The organism is Promicromonospora aerolata (assembly GCF_042682255.1).
GTDB lineage: Bacteria > Actinomycetota > Actinomycetes > Actinomycetales > Cellulomonadaceae > Promicromonospora > Promicromonospora aerolata.
Genome location: NZ_JBHUHF010000001.1, coordinates 3672905 through 3687369, shown reverse-complemented (window position 1 = coordinate 3687369; position 14465 = coordinate 3672905). Strand labels below are relative to the sequence as shown.

General features: G+C 71.8%; 10 protein-coding genes. 7 read left to right on the top strand and 3 right to left on the bottom strand.

The genetic code is table 11. The annotated features are described in order from the left end of the window. Positions 1-22: 22 nt before the first annotated feature. From ACFSL2_RS16415 to ACFSL2_RS16400, 4 genes are all read left to right on the top strand, one after another. A complete protein-coding gene (locus tag ACFSL2_RS16415) occupies positions 23-4345 on the top strand; it encodes a hypothetical protein (RefSeq protein ID WP_377198861.1) in 4323 nt (1440 codons plus the stop codon). Between the two features lie 10 nt (positions 4346-4355). After that, a complete protein-coding gene (gene serS / locus ACFSL2_RS16410; RefSeq protein ID WP_377198860.1) occupies positions 4356-5627 on the top strand; it encodes a serine--tRNA ligase in 1272 nt (423 codons plus the stop codon). A 129-nt stretch (positions 5628-5756) separates the two neighbouring features. After that, positions 5757-6560 carry an HAD family hydrolase gene (locus tag ACFSL2_RS16405; protein WP_377198859.1) on the top strand — a complete coding sequence of 268 codons (804 nt, stop codon included), beginning with the start codon at positions 5757-5759 and terminating at the stop codon, positions 6558-6560. A 70-nt stretch (positions 6561-6630) separates the two neighbouring features. Next, positions 6631-7515: an HAD family hydrolase gene (locus tag ACFSL2_RS16400; RefSeq protein WP_377198858.1), complete on the top strand. Its 885-nt coding sequence runs from the start codon at positions 6631-6633 to the stop codon at positions 7513-7515. A gap of 42 nt (positions 7516-7557) precedes the next feature. Here ACFSL2_RS16400 and map read toward each other — a convergent pair whose 3' ends face one another. After that, the gene (map, locus tag ACFSL2_RS16395) at positions 7558-8334 is read right to left on the bottom strand and encodes a type I methionyl aminopeptidase (RefSeq protein WP_377198857.1); all 777 of its coding nucleotides are present in this window, start codon (positions 8332-8334) and stop codon (positions 7558-7560) included. A 276-nt stretch (positions 8335-8610) separates the two neighbouring features. Between map and ACFSL2_RS16390 the strand changes: the two genes are divergently transcribed. The 3 genes from ACFSL2_RS16390 to ACFSL2_RS16380 all read left to right on the top strand — a co-directional run bounded on the left by ACFSL2_RS16390 (position 8611) and on the right by ACFSL2_RS16380 (position 12041). Beyond that, the gene (locus ACFSL2_RS16390; protein WP_377198856.1) at positions 8611-10002 is read left to right on the top strand and encodes an ABC transporter substrate-binding protein; all 1392 of its coding nucleotides are present in this window, start codon (positions 8611-8613) and stop codon (positions 10000-10002) included. 180 nt (positions 10003-10182) lie between these two features. After that, positions 10183-11118, top strand: a complete 936-nt coding sequence (locus tag ACFSL2_RS16385) for a carbohydrate ABC transporter permease (RefSeq protein WP_377198855.1) — start codon at positions 10183-10185, stop codon at positions 11116-11118. Then, positions 11115-12041, top strand: coding sequence for a carbohydrate ABC transporter permease (locus ACFSL2_RS16380; protein ID WP_377198854.1), 927 nt, complete (start codon positions 11115-11117; stop codon positions 12039-12041). Before ACFSL2_RS16385 ends, ACFSL2_RS16380 begins: the two co-directional genes overlap by 4 nt. Positions 12042-12131: 90 nt before the next feature. On the opposite strand, the gene ACFSL2_RS16375 is transcribed toward ACFSL2_RS16380, so the two are convergent. Continuing rightward, the gene (locus tag ACFSL2_RS16375; RefSeq protein ID WP_377198853.1) at positions 12132-12689 is read right to left on the bottom strand and encodes a methylated-DNA--[protein]-cysteine S-methyltransferase; all 558 of its coding nucleotides are present in this window, start codon (positions 12687-12689) and stop codon (positions 12132-12134) included. A 65-nt stretch (positions 12690-12754) separates the two neighbouring features. Beyond that, positions 12755-14398 (bottom strand): AlkA N-terminal domain-containing protein, encoded by a 1644-nt coding sequence (locus ACFSL2_RS16370; RefSeq protein ID WP_377198852.1) that lies wholly within the window; start codon positions 14396-14398, stop codon positions 12755-12757. Positions 14399-14465: the final 67 nt, after the last annotated feature.

Genomic DNA, 14465 nt, shown 5'->3' with positions numbered 1-14465 from the left:
GCGCGCCATCTACCCTGGGCGGGTGAATCCCCGTTCCACACGAGCCTTGGTCGTGCCCGCAGCCCTGATCATGCTCGTGGCGGCGCTGCTCGGCCTGCTGGGTTCGACGGCGGCGTCGGCGACATCGCGGGGCGGGCTCGCCGGGGTCACCGAGCCCGACGCGGGGCCGGCCTCGACCTCGGCGCCGGAGCCCGCGGCGCCCGTGGTGGTGGTCGGCGTGGCAGGTCTGCGCTGGACCGACGTGTCCCGCAGCACCACCCCGAACCTGTGGCACATGATCGGCGGCGGTTCGGTCGCCTCGATCAACGTCCGCACCGCCGCACCCGCGACCTGCCCGCTGGACGCCTGGCTCACCCTCTCCGCCGGCACCCGCACGGTCTCGGAGGGGAGCGCCGAGCGTGCGGAGGCACCGGCCCCCCAGCAGGAGGACGGCCAGGCGCCCGAGGCACGCGGAGCGACGTCGTGCACCCCGGTACCCCAGGCCACCGGGGCGGTCGGCGCCGAGCCGGCCACCGCGACGGTGGACGGCTGGGCCCAGCTCCCCGAGCAGGAGGAGGACGCGGAGGAGCCCGAGGAGCAGGCCGGTCCCACGGAGACCCCGGCCCCTGGCCTCCTCGGCGAGATGCTCGCCGAGGCCGGCACCTGCTCGACCGCCGTCGGTCCGGGCGCAGCCGTGATGCTCGCCCGCGAGAACGGGACGGTGGAGCGGTACGTCCCGTCGCTCGAGGCGCTGCTGTCGGCCGAGGACTCGGAATCGACGGACGCCGCGGGGTCGGGCGATCCCGCCTGGAGCGACACCCTGGCCGAGTGCCCCGTGACCGTCATCGACGCCGGGAGCCTGCCCGAGGGACCGGAGCGGGCCGCCGCGCTCGACGAGCTCGACAGCACCCTCAGCACCCTGCGGACGGGCCTGCCGACCGGCACCCGGGTGCTTGTGGCGGGCATCGCGGACACCCCGCTCACGCAGCAGGGGCTGCAGGTCGTCGTCGACTGGGTGGTCGACGTGCCGCGCGTGCGCTGGCTGACCTCGGACGCGTCCCGCAGCACCGGGTTCGTCCAGCTCACGGACCTCACCGCGACCGCGGCCGAGGCCGCCGGCGCGCTCCCCGATCCCGAGGCGGAGGAACCCGACCCGGGCCCGGCCGTCGAGGAGGCGGTGATCGACGGCATGCCGATCGAGGTGGGTGAGCCGCGCCGGACCACGGTCGCCCGCACGGTCGAGAACCGGCAGTACGTCAACGTGCTGGCCGGCACGATCCCCGCCCAGGTGCCCGCGTTCGCCGGCGCGATCGCGCTGTTCCTGCTGATCGCCGTGCTCGTACTGGTGCTGCCGCGCCGAACCGGACGGCCGCGCCGGGAGCCCGGCCCGTACCGGAAGCGCCTCGCGCTGAGCGCGGCGCTCCTCGCCGCCTCGGCCCCGGCGGGGGCGATCCTGGCGACCCTGACGCGCTGGTGGGTCTGGCCGGCGCCCGAGTTCGGCCTGGCGCTGTCGCTGACCGCCGCGACCGTCCTCGTCGCGCTCACTGTCCGCGGCCTGTCCCGGCTGCTCCCCCCGGCCCCCTGGCGCAACGCCGTCGCCGCGGCCGGAGTCACGTGGCTGGTGTTCACCATCGACGGGGTCACCGGGTTCACGCTGCTGCAGGGCTCGCTGCTGGGCTCGTCGCTCGCCACCGCCGACCGGTTCTACGGATTCTCCGACGTGGCGTTCCTGCTCTACGCGCTCGCCGGGCTCGTGCTCGCGAGCGGCCTCGCCGCCTACGTGGTGCGCGGTCGAGCGCCCGCCGCCACCGCCGCCGGGTGGAGCGACGGCACTCCCGACCACCACACCGAGCGGTCGGACCGCCGGGTGTGGCGCGCGGCCGGCGCGGTAGGCCTCGTCGCGCTCGTGACCATCGGCGTGGACGCCGCGCCCTTCCTGGGGGACCGCTTGCGCGGGCTGTTCCTGGTCGTGCCCTTCGCTCTCGTCGCGCTGCTCGCCATCCGGTCCGACCTCGTCAGGCGGTTCCTCGACGATCGCGGCTGGCTGCCGTCCTCGTCCCCCCGGAGCTCCGGCGCCCCGCGCGCCGTGCGGCGCCCGGGCCGGCGCTCCGTGCCCGTCCGTGGTGTGCCGTCCGCCGTGCTGGCCCTGTCCGGCGCGCTGCTGCTCAGCCTCCTGTTCGCGGCGGCGGTGCTGCCGGCACCGGGCGCCGATGCGGCAGGCGAGGAGTCCGGCTCGCTCAGTTCCGCGGAACCGGTGGTGCCGCCCGGCGGCAGTGTCGTCGTGATCGGTACCCAGGGCATGCGGTGGCCCGACGTCCAGCCGTCGCTGGACACCGGTACGGCACCCGCACCGACGCTCTACGGGCTCCTGACCGACGGCGCGGACGCCGCCGGGCTCACGCTGCCCAACGGGCGCGCGGCACGCTGCCCCGAGAGCGGCTGGCTCAGCCTGTCGGCGGGCCGTCTCGCCGAGGTGGCCGACGAACGCGACGCCGACAACCACTGGATCTGCGAGGGGATCTCCGTGACGCCGGCCATGGACGACGAGCCCGCCGTCGTCGACCAGTGGGACCGGTTCATCGAGCTGCAGCGGGGGTCCGGCTACGCCGCGCACCCGGGCACGCTCGGCTCGGCCCTCGCGGACGAGTGCGCGACGGCCGTCGGCCCGGGGGCCGCGGTGGCGCTCGCCGAGCGGGACGGAAGCGTCGGCAGGTACTACGACTTCGACACGGCGGTGGCCGAGGGATCGGGCGCCTGGGAGTGCCCCGTCACGTTCGTGGACGCGGGCTCCGCTCTGCTGGACGTCGACCAGCGGGCGGAGCTGGAGAAGCTGCCCGACGGCGACGAACAGGTCGAGGCCCTTCGCGACGAACTCGTCTCCTCCGTCGACCTCGCGGTCTGGCGGGTGCTCGACTCCGCCCCCGCGGACACGACGGTGCTGGTGATCGACGTCGCCACCGTGCCGGAGCACCCGCTCGAGCTGGGTCTGGCGATGATGCGCCCGTCCGCGGCGAACGAGGGGCTGCCGCGCTACCTCGCCAGCACCGCGACCCGTACGGAGGGAGTGGCGCGCCTGATGGACGTCCCGGCGGCCGTGCTCGGTGCCGTCGACGTGGACCTGCCCGCCGACATCGACGCGACGCCGCTGGTGCGGGGTGGGCTGCGGCCCGCCTCCGCGTGGCTCACCGCCGACGAGCTCGCCGACATGACCGCCCGTGACCACGTGCGCCGTGACGCGTACATCTGGCTCGTGGACGTGCCGTTCTGGCTCGGGCTCGGCCTGGCGGCGGTCTGCTGGTGGGCGTCGCGCTGGTACCGCGGCCGCGGTCGTGGCGACGTGCCGAGGGGATGGCGCCGCGTCGCCGAGGTGGGTGCGACCGCACTGGCCGCGCTCCCCGCCGGCGGGTTCCTGGTCTCGTTGACGGGCTGGTGGCGGTTCGACCTGCCGGTGCTCGCGATCGTGGGCGCCACGGTGCTCGTGACGGCAGCCGTGGCCGGGCTGAGTCTGCTCGCTCCTCGGCGGCCACTGTGGGCGGCGCCGGCGGTGATCGCCGGCATCACGTTCGTCGCTCTCACGCTGGACGCGCTCTTCGGTACGCCCCTGAACCGGGCGGCGCCCCTCGGCTCGGCGCCGACGTTCGGCGCGCGGTTCTACGGCTTCGGCAATCCCACGTTCTCGGTCTACGCGGTGGCGGCGATCGTGCTCGCGGCGGCGCTGGCACAGCTGCTGGTGTCCCGTGGCCGGCGGATCCTGGCGACGCTGGCCGTGACGGTCGTCGGCGTGATCGCCATGGCGGTCGACGTGTGGCCCACGCTCGGTGCCGACCTCGGCGGCGGGCTGGTGCTGGTCCCGGCGTTCGTGGTGGTCGGTACCGCCGCCTCCGGGCTGCGGCTCACGTTCTGGCGGTTCCTCGGGGTGGGGGCCGCCGGTGTCGGGCTGGTGGCCCTCGTCGGGGTCCTGGACTGGCTGCGGCCACCCGAGTCCCGCTCGCACCTGGGCCGGTTCGTGGGTCAGGTGGTCGACGGCGAGGCGGTCTCCACGGTGCTGCGCAAGGCCCTGTACGCGCTGAACTCGATCACCGGGGGGCCCGCGGTGTGGGTCACCGTGCTGGTGCTCGTGGTGGTCGGGCTGGCCCTGTTCGGTCCGCCGGCCTGGCGGCGGCGGCTGAGCCCCGCGTGGTTCGGACACGCGCAGGAGCGCTGGGAGTTCCTGCGGCCGGCCCTCGTCGCGATGTGGGTGATGGCCGTCCTGGGCTCCCTGGTCAACGACTTCGGGCTCCGGATCGCGATGATCGCGCTGATCCCGGCCGTGCCGCTCCTCACGATGGTCGCGCTGCGCGCCACACCGCGGGGGCAGCCCCGATAGGCTCAGCCCCGTGATCGATCTCCGACTTCTGCGCGACAACCCAGACGTAGTCCGCGCGAGCCAGGTGGCCCGCGGCGAAGACCCCGACCTCGTGGACGTGGCGCTCGACGCCGACGCGCGCCGCCGCTCCTCCCTGTCGGAGTTCGAGAGTCTGCGCGCGGAGCAGAAGTCCCTGGGGCGGCAGGTGGCCAAGGCCCAGGGCGACGAGAAGCAGGCTCTGCTGGCGCACACCAAGCAGCTCGCGCAGGACGTCAAGAGCCACCAGGCCACGGCGACCGAGGCCGAGCAGGAGCTCGACCGGGTCCTGTACTCGATCTCGAACGTGATCGCGGGGGCACCGGCGGGCGGCGAGGAGGACTTCGTCGAGCTCAAGCAGGTGGGCGAGCGCCGCGACTTCGCGGCCGAGGGCTTCGAACCGAAGGACCACCTGGAGCTGGGCGAGGGGCTGCGCGCGATCGACACCAAGCGTGGGGCCAAGGTGTCCGGGGCCCGGTTCTACTTCCTCACCGGCATCGGCGCGCGCCTCGAGCTCGCGCTGCTGAACATGGCGATGGACCAGGCGGTGCAGGAGGGCTTCACGCCCATGATCACGCCGACCCTGGTCACCCCGGAGACCATGCAGGGCACCGGGTTCCTCGGCGCGCACGCGGACGAGATCTACCGCCTCGAGAAGGACGACCTGTACCTCGTCGGCACCTCGGAGGTGGCCCTGGCCGGCTACCACGGCGACGAGATCGTCGACCTGACCGACGGGCCCCTGCGCTACGCCGGCTGGAGCGCCTGCTACCGCCGTGAGGCCGGCTCCGCGGGCCGCGACACGCGCGGGATCATCCGCGTGCACCAGTTCCACAAGGTCGAGATGTTCAGCTACTGCGCCCCCGAGGACGCGGAGGCCGAGCACCAGCGCCTGCTGGGCTGGGAAGAGGCCATGATGGCCAAGGTGGAGCTGCCCTACCGCGTCATCGACACGGCGGCGGGCGACCTGGGGTCGTCGGCGGCCCGGAAGTTCGACTGCGAGGCCTGGCTGCCCACGCAGGAGAGGTGGCTGGAGCTCACCTCGACGTCGAACTGCACAACGTTCCAGGCGCGCCGCCTCGGTGTGCGCGAGCGGACCGAGGAAGGGTCCACCCGGAACGTCGCCACCCTGAACGGCACGCTCGGCACCACGCGCTGGATCGTCGCCATCCTGGAGAACCACCAGCAGGCCGACGGCTCGGTGTACGTGCCGAAGGCGCTGCGCCCGTACCTGGGCGGGCTCGAGGTGCTGGAGCCGGTGAAGTAACCACGGCGCCGAGCGGCGTGGTCGTGGGCGGGACGTCCCGGCCCACGACCACGTCCGATCACGTGACATTTCGCCGATCTGGTCCCGCTGGTCGTCCGGTGTTCACGTCCGGGTCGGTAGGCTGCCCGTGTGCCCAGCAACATCGATCGAAAGCTCGTAGCCCTCGACATCGACGGCACGCTCGTCACCTATGACGAAGTGCTCTCCGATGCCGCCCGCGACGCCGTCGCCGCCGTCCGGGCTGCCGGGCACCATGTGGTGCTGGCCTCGGGCAGGTCGCTCATCGCCATGACGCCCATCGCGGCGGAGCTGAAGATCGAGGAGTCCTGGATCGTCGCGTCGAACGGCGCGGTCACCGCGCGCCTCGATGCGACGGCCGACACGGGCTACACGCTGGAACGGGTCGAGACGTTCGATCCGCAGCCGGTGCTCCGCATGCTCAAGGAGGAGCTTCCGCACGCACGCTACGCGGTCGAGGATGTCGGCGTAGGCTTTCGGATGACCGAGCTCTTCCCCGACGGGGAGCTGAACGGCGAGCACCGTGTGGTCGACTTCGAGGAGCTCTGGGCCGGTCACGTCACCCGCGTGGTGGTGCGCAGTCCTGGCGAGACCAGCGACGAGTTCCACGAGATCGCGGCGCGTCTCGGCTTCGACGACGTCACCTACGCCGTCGGCTGGTCCGCTTGGATGGATATTGCACCGCAGGGCGTGACCAAGGCGTCCGCGCTGGAAGAAGTGCGCAAGGAGCTCGGCATCGCGGCCGAGCACACCGTCGCCGTCGGCGACGGCAGCAACGACATAGACATGCTGCGCTGGGCCGGTCGGGGCGTGGCCATGGGCCACGCGTCGGACACGGTGCGGTCGGCGGCCAACGAAGTGACCGGCTCGATCGACGACGACGGTGTTGTGGAAGTGCTTAGATCCCTGCTTTGAGGGTAAAAATAGCCAACGGCTCGAGCCGCGGGTGAAAACTATCCGTGCAAAGGTATGGATCACCTGCCGAATGCCTGTACATTTGGGCGCGATCCGTCGAGGGGTGACGGCGCTCACGGTGCCATGGGGGTACGTGATGATCCTGGACGACCAACCGGTGTCCATGCGAGTGCGCAACGACGCGCCTCACCTGGTCGCCCTCGACATCGACGGGACCTTGTTGGTCACCGGGCAGCGGGTGCCCGAGCCGACGGTGCTGGCCGTGCAGCTCGTGCGCGGCCGGAAGCATCACGTGGTCCTGGCGTCGGGTCGGTCGTTGACGGGAATCCTCCCCGTGGCCAAGGAGCTGGGCATCACCGACGGCTGGGTGGTCGCGTCCAACGGCGCCGTGACCGCGCGGCTGTGCGACACGTGCACCAACGGCTACATGCTCGAGGACGTGCTGACGTTCGACGTCGGTCCCGTCGCGCAGATGGCCCTGAGCCGCTTCCCGGACGTGCAGATCGGCGTGGAGGAGATCGGCGTCGGCTACCGCGTGAACCGGACGTTCGAGCCCCATGAGGTCAACGGCGCCCAGCGGGTCGTGGCGGTCGACGGGCTCGGCGCGCTGCCCGCCTCGCGCGCGATCCTGCGCGGGCCGGACGTGCTGGACCTGCTGGAACCGCTGCGTCGGCACGGTGTCACCGCCACGCAGGCCGGGGTGGACTGGATCGACGTGACCCCCCGGCACCTGAGCAAGGCGACATCGCTGGAGAACGTCCGCTCGGCGCTGGGTGTCCCGCGGCACAACACGCTCGCCGTCGGCGACGGGCTGAACGACATCGAGATGCTGAGCTGGGCCGCCCGCGCAGTCGCGATGGGGCACGCTCCCGACGCGGTGAAGGCGATCGCCACCGAGACCGTCGGTGACATCAGTCAGCACGGCGTGATCCAGGCGCTCAAGACCCTGATCTGAGCTGCCGAGGTAGAACCCGGGTCCTACCTCGGCACGAGGGGGTCAGCGCGCCGTCAGGATCAGCGGGCCGTCCTCCGTGATCGCGATGGTGTGCTCCGAGTGAGCTCCGCGGGACCCGTCCGCCGAACGCAGCGTCCAGCCGTCGGCGTCGGTGTAGATCTCGGCCGTGGTCTCGAGGAACCACGGCTCGACGGCGATGACGAGGCCCGGCTTGAGCGGGAAGCCACGGCCGGCGCGTCCGTCGTTGGGCACGTGCGGGTCGCCGTGCATGGTGCGCCCCACGCCGTGCCCGCCGAAGTCGGTGTTGATCGAGTACCCGGCGCCGTGCGCGACCTCCGCGATCGCTGCGGAGATGTCGCCGACCTTCTTGCCCGGCTGTGCCGCGGCGATGCCTGCGTCGAGCGCGACCTCGGTCGTGCGGATCAGCTTCGCGTCCGCCTCGGCGCGCTCCGGGGCAGACGTACCCACCACGAACGACATCGCGGAGTCGGAGACCCAGCCGTTCACGGACGCGGCGAAGTCGATGGACAGCAGGTCGCCGTCCCGGAGCCGGTAGTCGAACGGCAGGCCGTGCAGCACGCCGTCGTTCACGGAGGTGCACAGGGTCTTGCCGAAGGGCATCGCGCCGAACGACGGGTGGTAGTCGATGTAGCAGGACTCCGCGCCGCGGTCACGGATCATCTTGTGAGCGACCTCGTCGAGCTCCAGCAGGTTCACCCCCACCCCAGCGGCGGCACGGACGGCGAGCAGCACGTCCGCGACGAAGCGTCCCGCCGGGCGCATCTCCTCGATCTCGCGCGGCGTCCTCAGCTCGATCATGTCCGTCCTTCCGTAGGGGCACCAGTGATCTGGCGGCATAAGCCTACGTCCCGCCGGCAGCGCACGGTCGGGCGCTCCCGATGGGCATGCGCCGGGCGAGACTCGGTGTCCGTGACGCGCAGGATTGCAACGATTTCGTAATGCAAGGCGATGCTGTATGGGCTTGCATTGGGCAGTGAACCACGGTTGCGTTGAGGGAGGGCAACCTGGCAGTCCGCCGGGCCGTACCCGCACGTCAGAGGGTTCTGAGCCCACGAAGCAGTGGAGGAGCACGAGATGACTATCCGGATAGCTTCCAGGCGCCGCGCCGTCGCCCTTGTGGCGACCGGCGCGAGCCTCGCCCTGGTCCTGTCGGCCTGTGCCGACACCGAGGACGGCGGTGAAGGCGGGGGTGGTGAACCCAGCGCGTACGGGATCGACTGCACCGCCTACGACGAGTTCGGCGACCTGGACGGCACGACCGTGTCGGTCTACACGACCATCGTCGAGCCCGAGGCCGAGACCCAGCAGGAGTCGTACCAGCCGTTCGAGGACTGCACGGGCGTCGAGGTCGAGTACGAGGCGTCCCGCGAGATGGAGGCCCAGCTCCCCGTGCGCGTGCAGGCGGGCAACCCGCCCGACATCGCGATCCTGCCCCAGCCGGGCCTGTTGAACACGCTGGTGACCCAGTACGAGGCGGTGCTCCCCGCCCCGGAGCAGGTCGAGGCGAACGTCGACGAGTTCTGGTCCGAGGACTGGAAGGAGTACGGCACGGTCGACGGCACGTTCTACGCCGCGCCGCTGGGCTCGAACGTGAAGTCCTACGTCTGGTACTCGCCGTCCATGTTCGAGGAGGCGGGCTACGAGGTGCCCGAGACCTGGGACGACATGATGACGCTCACCGAGGAGATCGCCTCGAACAACGAGGGCGCGACCCGGCCCTGGTGCGCAGGGGTCGAGTCCGGTGACGCCACCGGCTGGCCGGGCACCGACTGGATCGAGGACGTCGTGCTCCGTACCGCGGGACCCGACGTCTACGACCAGTGGTACACCCACGAGATCCCGTTCAACGACCCGCAGATCGTCGAGGCCTTCGACACCGCCGGCGAGATCCTCAAGAACCCGGACCACGTCAACGGCGGCCTGGGCGGGGTCGACTCGATCGCGACGACGCCGTGGACGGACGCGGGCTACCCGATCCTCGACGGCAACTGCTGGATGCACCGCGCGGCGAACTTCTACCAGACGCAGTGGCCCGAGGGCACCGAGGTGGCACCGGACGGCGACGTCTACGCCTTCTACCTGCCGTCGATGAGCGCCGACGAGCGGCCGACCCTGGTGGCCGGCGAGTTCATCGGTGCGTTCACGGACCGGCCGGAGGTCCAGGCCTTCCAGACGTACCTGTCGAGTGCCGACTGGGCCAACGCGAAGGCCGCCGCGACGCCGGCCGGTGGCTGGGTGAGCGCGAACAACGGGTTGGACCCGGAGCTCCTGGCCACCGAGTTCGACCGGCTTTCCGCCGAGATCCTGGCCGACCCGGCGACGGTCGCCCGGTTCGACGCCTCCGACCTGATGCCGTCCGAGGTCGGCACGGGGTCCTTCTGGGCCGGCATCACCGAGTGGTTCGCCTCCGACGCCAGCAGCCAGGAGGTCACCGACACCATCGAGAACTCCTGGCCCAAGAACTGACATCTGGTTCTCGGTCCTGAGTGACGCGCGGAGGCGCGGGACCTCGTGTCCCGCGCCTCCGTCGCCCTCGGGCCGCGAGCAGGCCCGGACGACGACGACCGGTGCCGACGACCAGGATCTGGAGGATCCGTGGACTGGTTTCTGAGTGCCGGGGACGACCCGGTACACAAACTCTTGCTGATGATCATCGCGATCGCGCTGTTCGTCGTGGTGATGGCCCTGATCCTCTTCGTGGTGGACCGGCGGCGGAACCCGTCGAAGTGGTTCATCGCGGGCGGATTCGTCGGCCCGGCGCTGCTGCTGCTGGCGGCCGGCCTGCTCTACCCGGCGGCCGGCACCATCGTGAACTCGTTCCAGAACCGCAACGGTTCCGCGTTCATCGGTCTCGACAACTACGCGAGGGCGTTCAGCGAGCCGGCGTTCCTGCTCGTCCTGGGTAACACCGCACTCTGGGTGCTGGTGGCGCCGCTCCTGGCCACGTTCATCGGTCTGGTGTACGCGGTGGTCGTGGACCACAGCCGGTTCGAGAAGTTCGCGAAGGCGCTCGTGTTCCTGCCGATGGCCATCTCGATGGTCGGTGCGAGCATCATCTGGCGGTTCGTCTATGAGTTCAAGCCGGCGAGCGTGGAGCAGACAGGTCTGCTCAACCAGCTGATCGTCTGGATGGGCGGCACGCCCGTGCAGTTCCTGCTGGAGCGCCCGGGCAACACCTTCCTGCTCATGGTGGTGCTCATCTGGATCCAGACCGGATTCTCGATGACGCTGCTCTCGGCGTCGATCCGCGCCATCCCCACCGACATCGTCGAAGCCGCGCGCCTGGACGGGCTCTCCGGCTGGGGCATGTTCTGGCGCATCACGATCCCGAGCATCCGGCCGGCCCTCGTGGTCGTCCTGACCACCATCGCGATGACGACGCTCAAGGTCTTCGACATCGTGCGCACGATGACCGCGGGCCGGTACGGCACGTCGGTCGTGGCGAACGAGTTCTACGAGCAGAGCTTCCGGCAGAACAACGCCGGCCTGGGTGCCGCGCTCGCGGTGCTCCTGTTCGTCATCGTCATTCCGGTGATCATCTACAACGTGCGCCAGATGCGCCTGGCTGAGGAGGTCCGATGAGTACCACACAGCCGGCCGTGGCGCCCAAGGCCGTTCCACCGCCGCCGGACCTGCAGGAGCGGGCGCGCAAGGCGAAGAACAAGCTCACGTCGCCGTGGGCGAGCATGATCGCGGTGGTGATCGCACTCGTCTGGACGGTGCCGACCTTCGGGCTGCTGGTCACGTCGTTCCGGCCCGAGATCGACATCCGCCGCAGCGGCTGGTGGACGGTCTTCGGCGACGCCTTCGCGGGCGAGGGCGTCTTCTCGCTGCGGAACTACGAGATCGCGCTGTTCAGCCGTTCGACGAGCCTGATCGACTTCTTCGTGAACTCGTTCGTGATCACGCTACCCGCGGTGTTCATCCCGATCACCATCGCGCTGCTCGCGGCGTACGGGTTCGCGTGGATCGACTTCAAGGGACGCGACATCCTGTTCGTCGCGGTGTTCGCGCTGCAGATCGTGCCCATCCAGATCACGCTGATCCCGCTCCTGCGGGCTTACGTGGACACCGGGATCAACGGCACGTTCTGGCCCATCTGGCTGTCGCACTCGATGTTCGCCCTGCCGCTGGCCATCTTCCTTCTGCACAACTTCATGCGGGACATCCCGAGGTCCCTCGTCGAGGCGGCTCGGGTGGACGGTGCGGGGCACGTCAAGATCTTCTTCCAGGTGATCTTGCCGCTGCTCGTGCCGGCGATCGCGGCGTTCGCGATCTTCCAGTTCCTGTGGGTGTGGAACGACCTGCTCGTCGCGCTGGTCATGGGCGGCACCGAGACGTTCCCGCTCACCGTGCGGGTGGCCGAGCTGGCCGGCTCGCGTGGCGGTGACTGGCACGTGCTGTCGGCCGGCGCGTTCATCTCGATCATCGTCCCGCTGATCGTGTTCCTCGCGCTGCAGCGCTACTTCGTGCGTGGTCTGCTGGCGGGCTCCGTCAAGGGCTGATCCCGGTACGGCGCCGAGACGAGCTCAGGACCGGAGCATGCTTGCTGCTCCGGTCCTGAGCTCTGTCCCGGCACTCTGGCTCGCCACGTTCTAGCTCGGCGAGGCCTCACGGGCCAGCAGGCTCTCCTTGACGGGCAGGCCGTACCGGAACCCGCCCAGGGAGCCGTCGGTGCGCAGGATGCGGTGGCACGGCACGAACAGCGCCGCCGCGTTCATGGCGCAGGCTCCGGCCGCCGCGCGCACGGCGGCCGGACGGCCGGCTCGCCGTGCGTACTCGCTGTACGTCAGGCGCTCGCCCGCCTTCACGTCGCGCAGCACGTCCCACGCGTGGGTCCGGAACGGCCCGCTCGCCTGCCGCACCGGCACCCGGCCAGGCGCCCCGTGGTCACCCTCGTAGTAGGCGCGGACGGCGTCGGCGGCCTCGGCGAGCACCCCGTCCGGTGTCACCGGACGGGAGAGCTGGTCCGCGCCCGTGGTGGGCCGGAGCGTCGGGTGCACGAGGCCGAGCAGGGCGTCGAGGTCCGTGGTCCAGCCCGCGGCCAGCACTGCTTCCTGGCTCGGGCCACCGGCGGTCTCCGAGGCCTCGGGGCCGGCACCGACGAGGACGCTGAAGGGGCCGTCCGGGGTCGTGAGGGTCGTGGCGTTCATGGTGTTCCTTCCGTGAGATGAGCTGTCGCGCGTGCGGGCGGCTCCCGCGGCCGCGGTCCGAGGCATCAGGCCGACCGCCAGAGGTGCATGGCAGCGTACGAGCGCCAGGGCGCCCACACCGCGCCGCGGCGGGCGAGCTCCTTGAACTGGTGGGGCCGGGGCTCCTCCGCGGAGACGAGGCCGAGCCGGCGTGCGCCGGCGAGCAGGGCGACGTCGCCGTCCATGAGGACGTCCGGGTCGCCGAGGACCCGTAGCGCGACGTATCCGGCGGTCCACGGACCGATGCCGGGACGGGACACCAGGCGCCGGCGCAGATCGTCGGGATCGTCGCCGACGCTCAGGGCGAGGGCGCCGTCCGCGAGGTCCCGGCCGGCGTCGAGCACGGTCGCCAGGGTGCGCGCAGGCAGGCGGAGGTACGCCCGGGCGCCGTCGGCACCGTGCGGCGCGCCCGGGCGAGGACCCGCCACCTGGGCGGAGGTGGGGAAGAGTCGCGTCAGCCCTTCGAACGCGGAGGCGTACGGGGTGCCGACGCCGCTCGCGAGACGGGACAGGTGCGTACGCGCCGCGGCGACACTGATCTGCTGGCCGACGATGGCGCGGACCAGCAGCTCGGCCGGGTCCAGGGTGCCCGGCACCCGGATCCCCGGGATCGCGGCGACCGACGGCGCGAGCACCGGGTCGGTGGCGAGGGCGGAGTCGACGGCCACCGGGTCCGCGTCGAGGTCCAGCAGCCGCCGCACCCGCGCGACGGCGACGGGCGCGTCGGCCAGGTCGGCCAGCTCGAGGTCGAGCTCGACCCTGCCACTGCCGGGCCGCGGCACGCGCACCTCGAACGCGCCGGGACCGTGCGGCAGGGCGACCGTCCGGGCGTACCGGAGCCCAGTCGCCTCCTGCGCCGAGCCGGTGCCCAGGTTCGCCGACTCGACACCCTCGACCGCGCGGACCGCCAAGAACTCGAGGACGCCCCGGGCGTCGAACGGCTCCCGCACGGGCAGGGTCAGGGAGATCCGCACCGGCTGGTCGCCGGCGGGCGCGGGCTCGGTCGTGCCGTTGCTGGCCGTGCCGCGGGCTGCCGCCGCGGTGACCGCTGCGACGGTGGTCCGTGCGGCCGCGGGAACCCGACCGGAACGCCGTGCCCGTGCGCGCAGGTCCGTGGGCGTTGCACCGAAGACCTCGGCCACGGTGTCGTTGAACTGCCGGATCGAGCCGAACCCGGCGGCGAAGGCGACGTCGGCCAGGCGCAGGGAGGTGCCGACCAGGAGGGCGCGCGCCGTCTGCGCGCGCTGTGCACGGGCCAGCGCCAGTGGTCCCGCGCCGAGCTCGGCCACCAGCAGACGGTGCAGCTGTCGCTCGGAGTAGCCCAGCCGGTGTGCCAGCCCGGACACCCCCTCGCGGTCCACCACGCCGTCCGCCACGAGGCGCATCGCCCGGCCCGTGAGGTCACGGCGCAGGTCCCAGGCGGGGGTGCCGGGGGCTGCCTCGGGCAGGCAGCGCTTGCACGCGCGGAACCCGGCCTCGTGCGCGGCCGCCGACGTCAGGTAGAACGACACGTTCTCGGCCTTCGGCGTGCGGGCCGGGCACGACGGCCGGCAGTAGATGCCGGTCGTGCGGACCGCCGTGTAGAACTGCCCGTCGAAGCGGGAGTCCCGCGCGGCGATGGCGCGGTAGCGCTCGGTGAACGCGGGATCGCGGAGCTGGACGTCGGTCATAGCCACCATCCTGCGCTCCGTCCGAGAGTGTCGGCTAGCGGGATTCGGACACGGCGGTGAGTCGTGG

What these genes read in the sequence shown, in the direction of transcription:
- ACFSL2_RS16400 (WP_377198858.1), top strand. Translation starts at nt 6,631, where the DNA reads ATGCCTGTACATTTGGGCGCGATCCGTCGAGGGGTGACGGCGCTCACG.
- map (WP_377198857.1), bottom strand. Translation starts at nt 8,334, where the DNA reads ATGATCGAGCTGAGGACGCCGCGCGAGATCGAGGAGATGCGCCCGGCG.
- ACFSL2_RS16390 (WP_377198856.1), top strand. Translation starts at nt 8,611, where the DNA reads ATGACTATCCGGATAGCTTCCAGGCGCCGCGCCGTCGCCCTTGTGGCG.
- ACFSL2_RS16385 (WP_377198855.1), top strand. Translation starts at nt 10,183, where the DNA reads ATGATCATCGCGATCGCGCTGTTCGTCGTGGTGATGGCCCTGATCCTC.
- ACFSL2_RS16380 (WP_377198854.1), top strand. Translation starts at nt 11,115, where the DNA reads ATGAGTACCACACAGCCGGCCGTGGCGCCCAAGGCCGTTCCACCGCCG.
- ACFSL2_RS16375 (WP_377198853.1), bottom strand. Translation starts at nt 12,689, where the DNA reads ATGAACGCCACGACCCTCACGACCCCGGACGGCCCCTTCAGCGTCCTC.
- ACFSL2_RS16370 (WP_377198852.1), bottom strand. Translation starts at nt 14,398, where the DNA reads ATGACCGACGTCCAGCTCCGCGATCCCGCGTTCACCGAGCGCTACCGC.